Below are 16,222 nucleotides of genomic sequence, written 5' to 3'. Positions count from 1 at the left end.
CGACTGACATGAGATTTTTCACTGCCGTTTTACTGCTGGTACTCGCGGGTACCCAGTGCCTCCGTGCCCAACTCAACCCCCTGCAAACCGGATACGACCTGTTGGCCGGCAATCAGGTGCAGCAAGCCCGTGACTATTTTGCCCGGCAGGTGGACGGTCAGGCCGCCGGAGACGCGGTCATCGCGCTTTCCTTTACGGAGATGATGCTGGATAATGGTCCCGAAGCCACGGCGGCCTTCATCCGATTCGCTGCCCTGGAAAAGAACGAGACCAAGCGGAACGCCTATCTGGACGCGGTTTGGTCAGCCGGACACAGCGAGATGGGGGAGCAGCAGCTTGCCTTCACCGAGCAGCAAACCCAAAATAACTATTCCCGCCTAAGCCCCCTGGCCTATTACGCCCTTGGGGAACACTATTACCTGTCCGGCAATCTGAAAAAATCGCGGGAGTACTTCGGCCGGATCGGGGCGGTGAATACCTGGTCGGTCACCGGTCCCTTCGAGAATATTTCCGAAAGTGGATTTGACCGCGATTTCGGTGTGCTGGCCCAGCCGCGTGCCGAGGCGACCTTCACCAACAAACTGGGCGTGCCGGTCAGCTGGTTTCCGGTGGCGCAAACGGATCGCCACGGCTGGCTTCACTTCGGCAACCATATGACGACCAGTAATTCGGTGGTCTACGCCCAGACCTTCGCCCGTAGCGATAAGCGGCAGGACGTCGTTTTCCGGCTTGGCAGCAGCGGCTCCGTCAAAGTGTGGGTTAATGACCGGCTCGTATTCTCCGAGTTTCATGAGCGCGACAACCACCTGGACACCTACCGCTTCGGCGCGGAGCTGGAAGAAGGATACAATCGTATCCTGATACAGGTAGGGGCCACCACCCAAACGGGGTCGAACTTCATGCTCCGCATGACCGACGCGGAGGGCGAGTTGATTCCCGGATTGACGTATTCGGGGGAAACGCAAACCTACCCGAAGAAGAAGGGGGAGAAAATCGAAGCCTACGACAACCCCACCGTGGCGTACTTTGAATCGCTTCTTGACAAGGGTACGGCAAACTACATCGACTACCTTTCCCTTGGGCAGTTCTACTTCCTCAACGGCCACCACGTGGAAGCCAAGGCCGTACTGACGGAGGCGTTGGATCGCTATCCGGGCAATCACCACATCATCAGCCAGCTGATTCCCTTGCTTCGCGCCATGGACGACGAGACCGGTGCCTCCGAACTGGAGCAGCGTCTGCTCGTGGATGCTCCGGACCACAAGCTGTCGTTGAATAAGCGGATGCAGGAGGCAAGGAACCTCGAAGACTGGCCGCTTTACGAAGAGTTACTCCAAACGTATAAAGCCAAATACGGGGAGAGTGAAACGACCCTGGGACACGAATTGATCCTGGCGGGCGGGCGCTCGGAAACCGAAAAGGCCCGATCCCTGATCGAAGCCGGCTACCGGAAGTACCCGTCAAGCGACGATGTCGTTATCGGCCTGGCCACCATCCAGTCCGGCGTCCGGCAGCAGCACAAGGACGCTATAAAGACGCTCGAAAAGTTTCTGAAGAAGCACTACCGGGAAAGCGTGGTGGAAAAATTGATCGACCTGCGCCTCAAGGCCGGCGAGCCGGCGGAAGCGCTGAAACTGTTCAATTTGCTGCTGGAATACGATCCCGTGTCGGTCAACACGTACTCTCGCCTCAGCCGACTCTACTACCTGCTTGGTAACTACCGTCAGAGCCAGGTGATGCTCGACAAAGCGCTCGCCATAGCGCCCTATAGCGGATCACTGTACAGCAGTCAGGCGGATATCTACACCGAAGCCGATGACAAGGAACGGGCCGAAGCCGCCTACACCAAGGCGCTTTCCCTCAACCCCTACGATTACGACAGCCGCGACGCCCTGCGGAACCTGCGCAGTGAGGCCGCCTCCGCCTTTGCCGCTTTGCCGGAAACGGATTATTACGCGCTGTACGCCAACTCCAAGAGCGCGGAAGCCTACCCCGATGACCATAGTGTTATTCTGGCCTACGACGTGCAGCAAATCGTGCACGATGGAGGCGCTAACGAGACGCGTACCAGCCTGCTGGTGAAGGTACTCAACCCGGAAGGCGTAGACTTTTGGAAGGAGTACAGCATTCCGATCTACGGCAACCAGCAGGGGAACGTCGAAAAGGTCGAGGTGCTCGACCCTGATGGCACCCGCCACGATGCGTCCCGCTCGGGTGCCGATATCGTATTCGACCGCCTGCAGGCCGGCGGGGCCATCCATTTGGTTTACCGCGTGCAGGATTATCAGCACGGCCGGCTAAGCGGAAAATTCTGGAACGAACACCCTTTGACCATGGGATTCCCAAGCGGACAGTCTACCTACAGCCTGCTGGTTCCCGCCGGTATGAAGTTCCATACGAAGATCACCGGCATGGAACACCGGGATATCCAGCCGAAGCGCTCCAAGGTAAACGGTAAAGATCTGTACGTATGGCAGTTGAAGGATCAAGCCGGTCTACTAGCCGAAGCGGTTACGCCGGACTTCGACGATATCCTGACTACCGTACGGGTTTCCAACATCGAAGACTGGGCATTCATTGCACAGTGGTACAGCGAGTTGACGCACGCGAAAGTCCGGGTTGACGAGACGGTTCGCGAAGCCGTCGCCGAACTCTTTGCTGACGCGCCCGAGCGCATGACCAAACGGCAGGAAGTCCAGCGGATCTACGAATTCGTCGCGGGTAACATCCGTTACATATCGGTGCCCTTCCTACAGTCCAACTACATCCCCCAAAGTGCCGCCAAAACCCTGGCGACCCGGCAGGGTGACTGTAAGGACGTGAGTTCTCTCTTCGTGGCTATGTGCGACGTGCGGGGCATCGAGGCCAACCTCGTTTTGATCAACACCCGTGACCGCAGCGTCCAGAATCTGTCGCTGCCGGGCATCGGCTTCAATCACTGTATCGCCCGCGTCGAACTGGACGGCGACCAGTACTACGTGGAGCTAACCGACGAAAACCTGCCCTTCGGCACCGGCGACTGGTCGGTAAACAATGCCTTTGCCGTTGCCATCCCCCGGCGGGGTGGGGCATTTGATGGTACGGCCGGTCGGATCAACCCTTCCTCCCGCGGGGTGAATGCCACCATCCGCAAGGGTAAGGTAACCTTCGACGGGAACGATGTAATCTTCGCCCTCGACAACCGGCAAGTAAACTCGGTGGCTTCTACCTACCGCCACCAGTACCGCAACGAAAGCCAGGATAACCGCAACCGCTACATGCAGGAAGCCATCAGTGGGGGGTATCCCCGGGTCGAGCTGACCGATCTGCAGTTCGGAGATGATCTCGACGATCTGAGCAGCAACCAGGTTTCCTACCACTATGCCTACCGCGTAGCGGACCCCGGCAACAAGATCGGCGGTATGTTGATCTATCCGTTAATCCTCAGCGATCGTATGGAAGCACAGCCCTATACCACCACCGAAGAGCGCAAGCTGCCGATCGACCTGTGGCAGACCTTCCAGGCCGAATACTACGAGGAAACCTTGGAGGTGATCAACCCCGAAGGCAAAAAGCTGGTCGAGGTGCCGGAAAGCATCCAGGTGAGCAACGATTTTATCGATTACGCCATCGAGTTTACCCCTACCGAGGACGGACTCCGCATCTTGCGTACCCTGCTGCTGAAGAAGGACGTTGTCGCTCCGGAGTACTACACCGATTTTCGGGAGGACATGTTCCGCATCGTGGAGGCGGATAAGGTGAATTTGGCTTATAAGTAGAGGGTGAAGCGGCTCACGGGCGGAGCTGGAGCTCCTCCACCCTGGCAGGGTCCCGGAGCTCCAGCTCCGGGCAACCAAATCAACAATACAAATCAGACCGAACGAATAGCGCAATGGGCGGCGGAGCGCAGGTAAAATGGCCGTTGTAACCGCATGCCTGCTAACCGGGTAGCAGATCGGATTACAGGTAATATATTAGCTTGATGAGAAAGCCTTCCGTGGTTTGACCAAGCTGTTATGCATCCTAATCCACTGTGAACCCGTACTCAACCCATTGACCAACCATGACACGAACCGAAAAGAAAATTACCGGCCGTGTGAAAAATGGCTTGCGGTACATTGGTGAGCACGATTTGCCCTTTTATCTAATCCTTTGGATAACATCCAGCTGTTTGTTTTCCATATGGTCTCATATAGACGAATTTGAATCGCTACCGGTCTTGCGTCCCCTATTTTTCGTGCTGGGAATAGGTGGGGTGATCTTACTCACGTCGGCTTACGTGGTGGCCAAATGGAGTCCGAACCGAGAAAGTAAAGCGTAGGTTAGTGCGCGTGCGTAGCCACCGGCAGCCGTGCACTGATGCGGAGTCCGTTTTTGCTGCTCAACAAACTACCCTCCGCATCCAGTTCCAGGTCTACCATATGGTTTACCCAGCTTTCCTCAGCGGGAAACTCGACTTTGATGTAATTGTCCGTGAAGCCGTAGAGTACACCGTCTTCCTTCCCCTTTTCCAGTAGCACCGGTCTTACCTCGCCCCGGTGTCGCTCGTAGAAGGCCCGGCGTTTCTTTTCACTCAGGATATGGAGCATTTTGTTCCGACGCCGACGCTCCGGTAGAGGAACGGCCCCGTCCATTTCCGCGGCGGGCGTATTGGCCCGCTCGCTGTAGGTGAACACGTGAAAGTAGGTGACGTCCAGTTCCTGCACGAAGCGATAAGTCTCCAGGAAGTCGTCCTCACTTTCACCCGGGAAGCCGACGATGAGGTCGACGCCGATACAGGCATGGGGCATTACCTGCCGAATATGCGCGACGCGTTCGGCGTACAGTTCCCGGCGGTAGCGACGCCGCATCCGGGCCAGTTGCTTATTGTTGCCGCTCTGCAGGGGCATGTGGAAGTGCGGGGCGAAACGCTCGCTGTGCGCGACAAAATCGATCACCTCATCGGTGCAGAGATTCGGCTCGATGCTGGAGATGCGAAACCGGTTGATGCCTGCCACCCGGTCCAGGGCACGCGCCAAATCCACGAAGAGCGCCTCCTTGCGGGGGCGTTTCCCCTCGATCACCTGGGTGCCGTTACCGAAGTCCCCGATGTTGACGCCGGTCAGGACGATCTCCTTAACGCCGCGGGCCGCAATCGCCTCGGCATCCTGGACGATCTGCGCCACCGTACTGCTGCGACTGGCACCACGCGCCAGGGGAATGGTGCAAAAGCTGCAATTGTAGCTGCAACCGTCCTGTACCTTGAGAAAACTGCGCGTCCGGTCGCCGAAGCTGAAGGACGATATGAAAGTATCCGCTTCCTTTACTTCACCGGCCTGGACGAGTCCCTTTCCGGTGCCGCCGCCGATACCATCAATGTAGTCCAGGATCCGAAACTTCTCCGCGGCTCCCAGGACGAGGTCGACCCCGTCGATCTCAGCGATCTCCGTAGGTTTGAGTTGCGCGTAGCAGCCTACGACAACGATCTTTGCCTCCTCGTTTACCCCTAAAGCCTTGCGTACTACGTTGCGGCATTTCCGATCCGCGAATTCCGTTACGGAGCAAGTATTGATCACGACTACGTCCGCCCCCTCGCTGAAGGGGACCTCCCGGTACCCCGCCCCCTCGAATTGGCGTCCGATGGCGGAAGTTTCACTGTAGTTTAGCTTGCAACCCAGCGTGTAGAAGGATACGGTGCCGATGGTGGACATGGGGCAAAATTACGGCCCTCCGCGACATTATGCACGACGGACGGATTCTTCAAAGTAGCCCAAACAACGCTCGCCGCGCTAAGGTTATATAGGGTCTTAATATCTTCAAGCTATGCGTGCGCCGTTATTCACTAGTTTGGTGTCGCTTTTCCTGTTCTTCACGTGTACGAATCCTGACCCGAGGCCGGCCAATTCACCGGAATCGGGTATAGTAGTAGATTCCATCGAGGCCGAACCGCCGCAGTACGTCATCCGGCAGAATCGGTTCTACCACCTCGTGGCCGGAGAACCCCTGGCCGATGCGGCGGATCGCTTGGAGCGAGGAACGATGAACGAGGGGGAGGGAAGCTATACCGTCTATGATATTCTGGGAGACGACGGAGAGCGAATCGGTTTCGTAGTTCCTTCCGTTACCGATTCAATGCTGATCGGTGACATTCACGTTACCACGCCCACCGCCGCCACGGAGGGAGATATCCGGGTAGGACACACCTTTGCCCGCCTCCGGATCGCCTATCCTAACGTGGAAGTGCGAGCTTCCGAGATCGCAGGCCGGACCTACGCTTACACGAAGAATAAAGCTTTCCGATTGGCGGACTTCAGTTTTTCGCAACAACAAATCGATAAGGAGGAGGTGCCTGCCGGAACGCGGATCAGCGAGATCATCATAATGGATCAGGTCCGTACGGCTCCGCTGGAGATCTAGGATGGGGCTATCGCGACGGACCAGCGAAGAAATTTGCAACAAGGTCCCTGTCTGCGCAGTTGCACCAAAAAAACAATATGGAACTATCCGGAAAAACCGCCATCATCACCGGTGCCAGCAGCGGCATCGGCGAAGCTACCGCCAAGAAACTCGCCGCCGGAGGCGCTAAGGTCGTCCTGGCCGCCCGCCGGGGGGAGAAATTGGAAGAAATCAAATCGGACATCGAGAAAGCGGGAGGATCCGCCCTCGTGGTCGAAACCGACGTCACCGATCGGGATGCGGTGAAAAAGCTGGTGAAGCAGGCCAAGGACAAATTCGGTCCCGTCGATATCCTGGTCAATAACGCCGGCCTGATGCCCCTCAGTTACATGAAAAATCTACACGTAGACGAGTGGATGACCATGGTCGACGTCAACATCAAAGGCGTTCTGCTCTGTCTGGCGGAGGTGCTGCCGGATATGACTGATCGCAAGCAGGGGCACATCATCAATATCTCCAGCGTGGCCGGCCGTGAGGTTATGCCCGGCTCGGCGGTATACTCGGCTACGAAGTTTGCCGTACGCGCCCTCAGTGACGGGCTACGCAAGGAGCTGGCCCCGAAGTACGGCATTCGCGTCACCTGTATCGAGCCCGGTGCCGTAGAAACCGAACTCCTGGATACCATTACCGACGATGAGCTGATGAACGACTTCAAAGATAGCTTCGGCAACATCGACTTCCTCGACAAGGAGGATATCGCGAATGCCATCCACTACGCCGTCAGCCAGCCCGATGGCGTACACATCAACGAACTGCAAGTGCGCCCCACTTCGCAGGGGTAAGGAACCCACGAAGTGGATGCAGCGGAGCAGGGTAGGCCGATAGAGGCAATGCTTTTACCTTTACGGTAATGTACAAGGACAAAAAGGTCGTTGTCGTTATGCCGGCCTACAATGCCGCCCTGACCCTGGAACGTACGTACCGCGAGGTGCCCCGTGACCTCGTCGATGAGGTCATATTATGCGATGATGCCAGTGCCGACCAAACGTCCGCCCTGGCCCGGCAACTCGGGGTAGATCACGTGATCGCTCACCCGAGCAACCGGGGCTACGGAAGCAATCAGAAGAGCCTGTACCGCAAGGCCCTGGATATCGGTGCCGATATCATCATCATGGTCCATCCGGACTACCAATACACCCCCAAGCTCATTCCCACGATGTGCAATATCATCGGAGAAGGTCTTTACCCGGTAGTCCTGGCCTCCCGGATTTTGGGTATGGGTGCGCTGCGCGGCGGTATGCCGAAGTATAAATACGTGGCCAACCGCTTCCTCACCCTTGTGCAGAACATCCTCATTAATTACAAGCTTAGCGAATACCACACCGGATACCGCGCATTCAGCCGGGAGGTACTGCAAACCATCGATTTTGAAGCCAATGACGATGACTTCGTTTTCGATAACGAGATGCTCTCCCAGATAATCTACCACCGCTTCGACATCGCCGAAGTGACCTGCCCGACGAAGTACTTCCCGGAGGCCAGCAGCATCAACTTCGCGCGCAGCAGCAAGTATGGTCTGGGGGTGCTCCGGGTATCGCTTATCCACCGCCTTGCCCGCTGGGGACTGAGCAAACCCGCTATTTACCGCAAGAAGCAATGATGGTGCCCCATCAGGCGGTGTAAAACTTTCCGTGCGACACGGCGTACCCCTAGATTGTAAATCGCGAATCCTATCCTCCCATGACCCCTATCCCATTCAAAGGCATTCTTTTCGATCTCGACGGTACGCTGGTCGATAACATGATGGTCCACCATCGCGCCTGGCAGCGAAAGCTGAAGGACTTGGGCCTGGAGTATTCGCTCGATCGCGTGAAAAATGAGATACACGGGGTCAATACCGAGATACTTGAACGCCTTTTCGGGGATCGCTACACCCACGAAGAACGCGTGCGGATCAGTAAAGAAAAGGAGGCGGAATACCGCGACATATTCGCTCCGGAACTGGAGACCAACACCGTAATGGGCGCGCTGGATTTCATCAAACTGGCGTACGCCGAGGATGTGCCGATGGCCGTGGGTACCGCCGGGCCGGAGGAAAATGCCTTTTTCGTGATCGATGCGCTGGATATTCGTTCCATGATGGGGCACGTTGTCCACAGTGGTATGGTCACCAACGGTAAACCGCACCCGGAGGTCTTCGAACAGGCTGCAGCCGGTATCGGCGTGGACCTGAAGGACTGCCTCATTTTCGAGGACAGCGTCACCGGTGCGCGTGCGGCGAATAACGCCGGCTGCCCGGTCGTCGTCCTCACGACGACTCACGATCGCGAGGAATTCGAGGGTCTAGACGTGGCGGCCTTCCGCGAAGATTTTCGGGGGCTGACCGTCGAGCGGCAACAAACCGGAGGCTTCCTGCTGGCCCAGTAGGCAGCCCTTTGCCGGGAGATCAGGCAATCTACTTCGCCGGTAGAAATCGCACCGCCTGAATCCTGCCCGATCGCCGGTTGCGACCATGGAGAAGCCATGCACAAACGTTACTTTGCCCATCATGTGGCGCACCTACTTCCGATCTTTCGAATCCTACCTGAAACTGACCCGGGGGTACAGTGACCACACCCTCGCGGCCTACCGAAGCGATCTGGAAAAACTACCGGCTTACCTAGAGTTGCGAGGGTGGGAAACCGGTGTCCGCGAGATCGAGCGGATGCACCTGGACGGCTTCTTACGCTACGTTGCCGAACTGGGGCTCGCCCCCCGGTCACAGGCAAGATTGGTTTCCGCGCTGAAGACGTTTTATGCCTTTCTGCTTGACGAAGGGGTAATCAATATTGACCCGACGGAACTATTACGCGCACCCAAGTTAGGCCGCAAGATCCCGGAAGTGCTGAGTTACGAAGAGGTCCGTTCGCTGCTGGGAGCTATTGATTTAAGTACTGACCACGGCCTTCGGGATCGTGCCCTGTTAGAAGTGCTTTACGCCTGCGGCTTACGAGTGAGCGAGGCGACCTCGCTGCGGTTATCCAATCTCTATTTGACGGATTCTTTCTTGCGCGTCACCGGGAAGGGAAATAAGGAGCGGATCGTCCCCATCGGGCCGGGCGCTATCAAGCACCTGGAAATCTACCTTCAACACGTAAGAAATAATTTGCCCGTCATAAACGATGAAAATACGGTATTCCTTAACCGCCGGGGAGGTGCGTTGAGCCGCGTGTCCGTCTTTACGGCGGTAAAAAGGTACGCTGTGGAGGCGGGGCTGCAAAAGCACGTTAGTCCGCACACTTTTCGCCATTCTTTCGCCACCCACCTTATTGAAGGAGGGGCGGATCTAAGGGCAGTCCAGGAAATGTTGGGTCACGAGAGTATTCTGACCACGGAAATCTATACCCACTTGGATACGGATTTCTTAAGGGAAACTATCCTATCGTTTCACCCGGCTAACAAAGCTTAAAAGAGCTTAGCGATACTCGGAATGAAAAACAGCGATAGAAGCACAACGGCCAGAAAAGCCAGGAAGAGAATGCGACCGAGATCGCCGCGGATTTCTGCTGAGTGTTTCATGGGGTTATTGATTAAAACGGTGTAGATACAATCATCTTAAAAACCCTTCGACCACGCCACAAGTTCGGTTCTGCGGCCTGTGAAAATGGCTTGCCGGGAAATTTTCCTGCCGTTACGTAACGCTTACCAAAGTGCCGGTATAAAGAGCTACGGAAACTTTAAGACCGACCGCTATGAAATACCGCATCACACTACTTATCCTTCTTCTTGCCTGTGTTTCCTTCACTGCCGAGGCACAGGGAACCGTCGAACGGGCTAAAAAGCGTACCGAAAAAAAAGCCAGCAACCGCGTCGACCAAAAGATCGACAATGAGGTGGACAAGGCCTTCAACGCCATCGAGGGGCTCTTCAAGAAAAAAAATAAGGCCGCCGAACCCGCCGAAGATTCCACCGAAGCGATGGACCCGGAAGAAGAACGGGCCGCCAACGCCGTGGCCGGCATATTTACCGGCGGGAACGAGGACTTTGAGCCCTTCCAGAACGACGAGCTCTTTACCCTGCTCATGGTCGTCACGGAAGTGAAACGCAACAAAGACAGTGAAGCCCGCATCCGGCTGGGCGCCTCCACGGATAAGATCGCCATGGCCACGGAAGATCCCGGGCAGGGCAGTTCCCACATGATCTTCGACACCCAGGATGGCAAGACCACCATGATCACCACCGACAAGCGGGGCAAGAAATCCGGCTACCGTATGCGCATGCCCAACCTCGGGAGGTTCATGGACAAGGCCCAGGAGGATATGACCGATCGCCTGGAGATCGAGCGGACCGGGGAGCGCCGCACCATTGATGGCTACGACTGTGAGCTCATTATCGTGGAGGATACCAAGGAGAATACCACTACCCGCTCGTGGATTACCATGGACATCCCCGTCAGCTCCCGGGAAGTATTCGGAACCATCAGCCGCATGATGGGGGGCAAGGGAACGGCCGGACAGGCGGGCATGCCCATCCCCCCCGGAATGGCGGATCTCATCGACGGCTTTCCCATCGAATCCTCCACCGTGGATGGAAATAAAACCTTCACCATGCACATCACCGAAATTCGGACGGGCGCGAACATCGACCGCTCTCTCTTTGAAGCCGGCGACGTGGAGATCCAGGAAATGGGATTCTAGTACGGTAGGGGGGGAGTGAATGGCTTTGCCGTTTGTGTAGCACGGTAGCGCGGAAATTCATTCCGTTCGCTACCGTTCTGCATTTAGCACTTACCGTACTACCCACTTCCCACTACCATACTACGCACTAACTTTGCGCCAAATTCCCCTGATGTCCGCTCCAGCCCCTATTCAAATGGTCGATCTAAAGACCCAGTACGAACGCATGCAGGAGGAGGTAGACCAGGCGGTACTCGACGTCATTCGCAGTGGCGCCTTCATCAACGGACCGGCCGTCAAGGATTTTCAGGCGGGCCTGGAAAGCTTCCTGCGCTGCGCGCACGTAATCCCCTGCGCCAACGGCACCGACGCCTTGCAAATCGCGCTTATGGCCCTCGGGCTCAAACCGGGTGATGAAGTTATCGTACCGGCCTTCACCTACGTCGCTTCCGCCGAAGTCATCGCCCTGCTCGGCCTGAGCCCCGTGATGGTGGACGTTGACCCCTTCACCTTCAATGTTACCGCCGAAATCATTGAGCCGGCCATAACGGAGCGCACCCGCGCGATCATTCCGGTCCATCTTTTCGGGCAGAGTTGCGATATGGAGCCGATCCGCCAACTGGCCCGCCGGCACGATATTTACATTGTCGAGGACAACGCCCAGGCCATCGGGGCCGAGTACACCTTTACCGACGGCTCCGTAGGGCGCACCGGTACCCTGGGTGACATCGGTTGCACCAGCTTCTACCCCAGCAAGAACCTGGGAGCTTACGGCGACGGCGGTGCCATCAATACGGACAGCGACGATCTGGCGGCAAACCTGCGGCGGGTAGCCAATCACGGCCAGAATCGACGCTATTACCACGACGTCGTGGGCGTAAACAGCCGGCTCGACTCCGTCCAGGCAGCCATCCTGAATTGCAAACTGCCCCACCTGGATGCGTACAACCGGCGGCGGCAGGAAGCGGCCGCGGTCTACGATGAGCGTCTCGCCGGTATCGACGGTCTGCTCACCCCCGCCCGTCTGCCCGCGAGTACCCACGTCTATCACCAGTACACGCTGCGCGTCTCCGGTGGTCGTCGGGACGCCTTACAGGAGCATCTGCAGCAGGCCGGCATTCCCAGTATGGTCTACTATCCCGTTCCGCTCTACGACCAGGCGGCTTTCCGGGGTACCGCGGCGAATAAGATCGACTTCCTGCCGGTCACGGATCAGCTCTGTAAAGAGGTCATCTCGCTGCCGATGCACAGCGAACTGGACACGGAAACACTGGCCTACATCTGCGATAGCACGCGCCAATTTTTCGCCGGTTAATTAAAACAAAAAGTTTTAAAAGGCCAACAAAATGATTGGGTGAGCCGTTATAATAAGGATAGTGAAAAACTGAAAATCACTTCCTTATGGCCCTTCCCATCGTTATGCAACAAGTCGACTCGCAGATGCTCTCCGAGATGGGTTATCTGCGCTCGGCCAGCACCCTTTTCGTCAAGTTCCGCAACAACGGTGCCGTTTACGCGTATTTCGGCGTGCCGTCGGAACATTGGCAACGACTGCGGGCCGTAGCCAGCATAGGTCGGTACATGCAGCGGCACATCTTCAAGAAGTATGCAGCCGCCCGCATCTCTGAGGGAGAAAAGCGAACTAGTTCCGAAACGGCGGAAGCAGCCTGATTCCTAGGCCGGCCCCAAACCGCGACCATTTGGTAAGGAGACCCCATGCGTCGCTGCTCTCTGATAGGGAGCAGAACATTAAGACGACTTTAATGAGGGGCTCAAAGCAAGCATACGCACGTGTTTGCTAGCATTTTGAAGAAAAACGCCGCCCAATGTTAACTCAATGTAAACTGTCGGTAAACTATGGTTTAACTGAAATCGTTGTATATTAGTACTGTTTACCTAAAGTTAACACCATGCCCAAGACCATATATAAAGAAGAGCAGCGTTTTCGCAATCCCGGGCTCATCGCGCTTTTCGCACTGATGACGCTCCTGCTGTTCTACCGCATCGGGATCGAACTCGTCAGCGGATCAACCACCTTCGACGTGATCGTCACCGCCCTGATCACCCTGGGTATCGCTTTCTGCTGGTACGGTGTCTATCACTCGCGCCTGAAAATCAAGATCAACAAAAAGCACCTTAAGGTGAAAATGAAGGGCCTTGTCGGCCGCCGCCTCAAACTGCGTGCCGATAAGATGACCTGCTGCGACTTTGTAGACGTCTCCCCCTCGGCCCGTTGGTCCGGCCTGTTCGCCAACCCCTCCTCCGACTTTAGTTCCATTGACTTCGGTGGACGCCGCGGCCTGTTCGTCGAGATGGAAGACGGCCGGTCCTACTTTATCGGTTCCGACGATCTTTTTGAGCGGCAGCACGAAATACCGTTTCAAACAACCGGTCAGGCCAGCTAAACGGACGCAGGTCGTCCAACCCGAGCACCGAAACCGCCGTAGTTATTTCTTCCTCCTCGCCTGCGTCGAAGCAGAACCCTTTTGCGGCGGAGCGCAGGTATTGAGCTGGTACTAGACCAATGAGTTCGGACCCCGTGATCCCGGTCCCCATTTCCTGAGCCAGATGGACGGCGGTGAGGTAAACACGTGCAAGGGATACACGATCCGGATCAACGACATTGCAACTCACCTGGTAGCGGTCATATTCATCGATGAACCATCCAATCGCCTTAAGGCCCGGAAAGAGTCCGGGCCTTTTTTTCGTGCCGCTCTCCCGCAGGCGGCCGGCCAGCTCCCGGGCCTGAGCGAGCGTCGCTCCGGGTGCTAGGTTGATGTTCCAGGCGATCAGGAATGGACGTGCGCCCATGATCGTAGCGCCGAGTCGGGGGTGGGGGAGAGCGGGCCCGAAATCCGGTTCCCATCCCGGTTGCCGCATCTTGTCGGCCAGCCCCTCGTATTCCCCGCGTCGGACGTCAGCCAGGTTGAACCGATCGGGTACGCTGGCACTGTTGGCGTAAAGGTAGATGGGCAGATTAAACGCTCCGGCTACGCGTTGGGCTAATACCTGCGCTCCCGCCGCCACCTCCTGCATGCTGATGCCGGACACGGGTACGAAGGGGCAGACGTCCACCGCACCGCTCCGCGGGTGCGCGCCCCGGTGCCGGCGCATATCGATCCGCTCGTCGGCCACGGAGAAGATGCGGAAGGCGGCCTCGTAGACGGCCTCCGGCTTACCCGCGAAGGTGAAGACCGTCCGGTGGGCGCCAGGACCGACATCGCGGTGTAGCAGGTAGCAATCCGGCGTCTCCCGAATGGCCGAAGACAGCGCCTCCAGGGTGTCCGGATTCCGCCCTTCGCTAACGTTTACGACACATTCTATGAGGGGATCGGCTTCGGACATGTGATTTTTCGGACCTTACGCGTTCGGCAAAGAAAAGAAAAACAACCATGCGATACGGTCTGCTCCTCCTAATGCTCACCCTGCTGGCCTGCGGACCCGACGGAGCGGCGGAAGAAAGCACCGCCACCACCGGGGATCCGGGTATCGACCGGCTGTCCGAAGCCATTCGCCAGGACCCGAATAACGCCAACCTGTACGGGCAGCGGGCCAGCATGTATTACGACCTGGATAACTTCGACTACGCGATCCAGGACCTGGAGAAGGCCCTCTCCATCGACAGCACCAACATCAATCTTCACTACAATCTGGCCGACGTTTACCTCGACTACTACCGCAGTCGCCTTGCCTTGCGGACCCTCGAGCGGGCCGTGGCGCTCGATCCCGATCGGCTGGAAACCCGCCTGCGCATCGCCGAGGCGCAACTGATCCTGAAGCAGTACGAGGACGCAACCGGTTCGCTTAACCAGGCGGTCCGCATCGACCCGCGTAACCCGGAGGCCTACTACCTGCTTAGCCAGGTGTTCGCCGAAACGGGAGATACCGTCCGCGCCATCAACTCCGCGGAGGAAGCCACGCAGATCGACCCCGACATGATCGATGCCTACCTGATGCTCGGTGAACTGCAGGCCGCCCGGGGCAACCCCCGCGCGGAGTCATACTACGATGCCGCCGTGGACATCAACCCCGACGATGTAGTTGCCATTCACGCCCGTGCCGATTATTACCGCGACCAGGGTGACCTGGATCGCGCCATCGCCCAATACCGCCGGGCGAGCACGATCGACCGCCAGTACGTAGCCGGTAATTTCAACGCCGGACTGTTGCTCATGGAGCAGGATAGCCTGCAGCGGGCCTACAATGAGTTCAATATCACGATCATGAACGATCCCGTTCACGCCCGGGCCTTCTTCTACCGGGGCTACGCCAGCGAACTGATGGATGACGCGGATGCCGCCCGGCGCGACTATGAAACCGCCCTGCGGATCGATCCGGAACTCACGCTGGCCCGGCAGGGCCTGGAACGCCTCGACGGATAAAGTCGTCGATGTCTTTCCGGTACCGGTTGCCGTCCTCGTAGGTCCAGCGGCCGGCGTCCAGGTGGCCGCCGCCGGGAATCGTGATCAGTTGAGCGCTCACGCCCGCCGCCCGCAGCCGTTCGGCGAAGCGTAGGGAGTGGTCCCGGTTTACGAAGCCATCGCGATCGCCGTGTAGTAAGAGCCATTCGCTGTCCTTCGCGGGGCCGGGGCCGTTACAGGGGCTGATCGCTTCGTACCGGCTGAACAGGATACGCGGGCGGAGGAGGTCCAGGTCCAGCGGGGCGGCAAACAACAGGGTTCTTCGGGGGCAGCGCGGCCAGCCCGCTTCGGCCCACCACTCCGGATGCAGCGCCAGCACCGCCGCGAGATGGCCGCCGGCACTGATTCCGGCCAGCTGCATCTCACCTAACGGCCGTCCCGAATCATCGGCCAGCCGGGCCGCCGCGGCCAGGGCGGAACGGCAGTCGGCGACGATATCGTCCAGGTTAGCCAGGGGCGGGCGGCGGTAACTCGGCAGCAGTACCCGGTAACCAGCCTCCAGCCAGGGGCGGGCGGCCGGTAAGAAAGCCTCGGGGGTGCCGAATGTCCAGGCTCCCCCGTGTAAATAGATCGCCCAGGGTAGATCATCCGACACCGAGGAAGCAAGCGGTTCCGCCAGCAGGAAATATTGCCGGCGCCCCTTACCGTAGGCGTGCCGACTCACCCGGGCCGGCATACGACGCCTAACCTTCCCGGTGCGGTACCAGTAGTAGGCCAGGCCGAACAGGTCGCGAAGGGCAAATCCTAATTGGCGAATCATTTGTTGGTATTTTCGTCGCTCTCCCCGGCAGC

The 16,222-nt window shown here is 57.7% G+C and carries 14 protein-coding genes; 11 read left to right on the top strand and 3 right to left on the bottom strand.

Translation table 11 applies throughout. The annotated features are described in order from the left end of the window. Window positions 1-8 precede the first annotated feature (8 nt). On the top strand, window positions 9-3,758 hold the full coding sequence (locus DRW39_RS10820; RefSeq protein ID WP_116107044.1) for a DUF3857 domain-containing protein: 3,750 nt from the start codon (window positions 9-11) through the stop codon (window positions 3,756-3,758). A 543-nt stretch (window positions 3,759-4,301) separates the two neighbouring features. Here DRW39_RS10820 and mtaB read toward each other — a convergent pair. After that, window positions 4,302-5,669, bottom strand: a complete 1,368-nt coding sequence (gene mtaB, locus DRW39_RS10815; protein WP_116107043.1) for a tRNA (N(6)-L-threonylcarbamoyladenosine(37)-C(2))-methylthiotransferase MtaB — start codon at window positions 5,667-5,669, stop codon at window positions 4,302-4,304. A gap of 112 nt (window positions 5,670-5,781) precedes the next feature. Between mtaB and DRW39_RS10810 the strand changes: the two genes are divergently transcribed. From DRW39_RS10810 to DRW39_RS10770, 9 genes are all read left to right on the top strand, one after another. Then, window positions 5,782-6,375, top strand: a complete 594-nt coding sequence (locus DRW39_RS10810; RefSeq protein ID WP_157976048.1) for a hypothetical protein — start codon at window positions 5,782-5,784, stop codon at window positions 6,373-6,375. A 77-nt stretch (window positions 6,376-6,452) separates the two neighbouring features. Further along, window positions 6,453-7,196: an SDR family oxidoreductase gene (locus DRW39_RS10805; protein ID WP_116107076.1), complete on the top strand. Its 744-nt coding sequence runs from the start codon at window positions 6,453-6,455 to the stop codon at window positions 7,194-7,196. 68 nt (window positions 7,197-7,264) lie between these two features. After that, window positions 7,265-8,014, top strand: coding sequence for a glycosyltransferase family 2 protein (locus tag DRW39_RS10800; protein WP_116107041.1), 750 nt, complete (start codon window positions 7,265-7,267; stop codon window positions 8,012-8,014). 80 nt (window positions 8,015-8,094) lie between these two features. Beyond that, entirely contained in the window at window positions 8,095-8,781 is a 687-nt protein-coding gene (locus tag DRW39_RS10795; protein ID WP_116107040.1) for an HAD family hydrolase, read from the top strand. Window positions 8,782-8,902: 121 nt separating this feature from the next. Then, on the top strand, window positions 8,903-9,802 hold the full coding sequence (gene xerD, locus DRW39_RS10790; protein WP_116107039.1) for a site-specific tyrosine recombinase XerD: 900 nt from the start codon (window positions 8,903-8,905) through the stop codon (window positions 9,800-9,802). A 283-nt stretch (window positions 9,803-10,085) separates the two neighbouring features. Continuing rightward, the gene (locus DRW39_RS10785) at window positions 10,086-11,030 is read left to right on the top strand and encodes a DUF4412 domain-containing protein (protein WP_116107038.1); all 945 of its coding nucleotides are present in this window, start codon (window positions 10,086-10,088) and stop codon (window positions 11,028-11,030) included. Between the two features lie 151 nt (window positions 11,031-11,181). Next, window positions 11,182-12,324 carry a DegT/DnrJ/EryC1/StrS family aminotransferase gene (locus DRW39_RS10780; RefSeq protein ID WP_116107037.1) on the top strand — a complete coding sequence of 381 codons (1,143 nt, stop codon included), beginning with the start codon at window positions 11,182-11,184 and terminating at the stop codon, window positions 12,322-12,324. A gap of 86 nt (window positions 12,325-12,410) precedes the next feature. After that, the gene (locus DRW39_RS10775; RefSeq protein ID WP_116107036.1) at window positions 12,411-12,680 is read left to right on the top strand and encodes a KTSC domain-containing protein; all 270 of its coding nucleotides are present in this window, start codon (window positions 12,411-12,413) and stop codon (window positions 12,678-12,680) included. Window positions 12,681-12,919: 239 nt separating this feature from the next. Continuing rightward, the gene (locus tag DRW39_RS10770; RefSeq protein WP_116107035.1) at window positions 12,920-13,414 is read left to right on the top strand and encodes a hypothetical protein; all 495 of its coding nucleotides are present in this window, start codon (window positions 12,920-12,922) and stop codon (window positions 13,412-13,414) included. On the opposite strand, the gene ftcD is transcribed toward DRW39_RS10770, so the two are convergent. Beyond that, window positions 13,344-14,354, bottom strand: coding sequence for a glutamate formimidoyltransferase (gene ftcD, locus DRW39_RS10765; RefSeq protein WP_116107034.1), 1,011 nt, complete (start codon window positions 14,352-14,354; stop codon window positions 13,344-13,346). The genes DRW39_RS10770 and ftcD overlap by 71 nt on opposite strands. Before the next feature lie 47 nt (window positions 14,355-14,401). Between ftcD and DRW39_RS10760 the strand changes: the two genes are divergently transcribed. After that, the gene (locus DRW39_RS10760) at window positions 14,402-15,391 is read left to right on the top strand and encodes a tetratricopeptide repeat protein (RefSeq protein WP_116107033.1); all 990 of its coding nucleotides are present in this window, start codon (window positions 14,402-14,404) and stop codon (window positions 15,389-15,391) included. On the opposite strand, the gene DRW39_RS10755 is transcribed toward DRW39_RS10760, so the two are convergent. Beyond that, complete coding sequence (locus DRW39_RS10755; protein ID WP_116107032.1) at window positions 15,351-16,190, bottom strand: alpha/beta hydrolase; 840 nt, start codon at window positions 16,188-16,190, stop codon at window positions 15,351-15,353. The genes DRW39_RS10760 and DRW39_RS10755 overlap by 41 nt on opposite strands. Between the last annotated feature and the right edge of the window lie 32 nt (window positions 16,191-16,222).

Origin of the sequence: Lewinella sp. IMCC34191, assembly GCF_003390935.1 — a bacterium.
In the GTDB taxonomy this organism is placed as follows: domain Bacteria; phylum Bacteroidota; class Bacteroidia; order Chitinophagales; family Saprospiraceae; genus Neolewinella.
The sequence above is the reverse complement of the archived record's forward strand: the minus strand, read 5'-3'. Positions and strand labels throughout refer to the sequence as shown.

Excerpts from the sequence above, each read along its gene's own strand:
- DRW39_RS10780 (WP_116107037.1), top strand. The coding sequence starts at position 11,182 with ATGTCCGCTCCAGCCCCTATTCAAATGGTCGATCTAAAGACCCAGTAC.
- mtaB (WP_116107043.1), bottom strand. The coding sequence starts at position 5,669 with ATGTCCACCATCGGCACCGTATCCTTCTACACGCTGGGTTGCAAGCTA.
- DRW39_RS10805 (WP_116107076.1), top strand. The coding sequence starts at position 6,453 with ATGGAACTATCCGGAAAAACCGCCATCATCACCGGTGCCAGCAGCGGC.
- DRW39_RS10800 (WP_116107041.1), top strand. The coding sequence starts at position 7,265 with ATGTACAAGGACAAAAAGGTCGTTGTCGTTATGCCGGCCTACAATGCC.
- DRW39_RS10820 (WP_116107044.1), top strand. The coding sequence starts at position 9 with ATGAGATTTTTCACTGCCGTTTTACTGCTGGTACTCGCGGGTACCCAG.
- DRW39_RS10775 (WP_116107036.1), top strand. The coding sequence starts at position 12,411 with ATGGCCCTTCCCATCGTTATGCAACAAGTCGACTCGCAGATGCTCTCC.
- DRW39_RS10795 (WP_116107040.1), top strand. The coding sequence starts at position 8,095 with ATGACCCCTATCCCATTCAAAGGCATTCTTTTCGATCTCGACGGTACG.
- ftcD (WP_116107034.1), bottom strand. The coding sequence starts at position 14,354 with ATGTCCGAAGCCGATCCCCTCATAGAATGTGTCGTAAACGTTAGCGAA.
- xerD (WP_116107039.1), top strand. The coding sequence starts at position 8,903 with ATGTGGCGCACCTACTTCCGATCTTTCGAATCCTACCTGAAACTGACC.
- DRW39_RS10770 (WP_116107035.1), top strand. The coding sequence starts at position 12,920 with ATGCCCAAGACCATATATAAAGAAGAGCAGCGTTTTCGCAATCCCGGG.
- DRW39_RS10755 (WP_116107032.1), bottom strand. The coding sequence starts at position 16,190 with ATGATTCGCCAATTAGGATTTGCCCTTCGCGACCTGTTCGGCCTGGCC.
- DRW39_RS10785 (WP_116107038.1), top strand. The coding sequence starts at position 10,086 with ATGAAATACCGCATCACACTACTTATCCTTCTTCTTGCCTGTGTTTCC.
- DRW39_RS10810 (WP_157976048.1), top strand. The coding sequence starts at position 5,782 with ATGCGTGCGCCGTTATTCACTAGTTTGGTGTCGCTTTTCCTGTTCTTC.
- DRW39_RS10760 (WP_116107033.1), top strand. The coding sequence starts at position 14,402 with ATGCGATACGGTCTGCTCCTCCTAATGCTCACCCTGCTGGCCTGCGGA.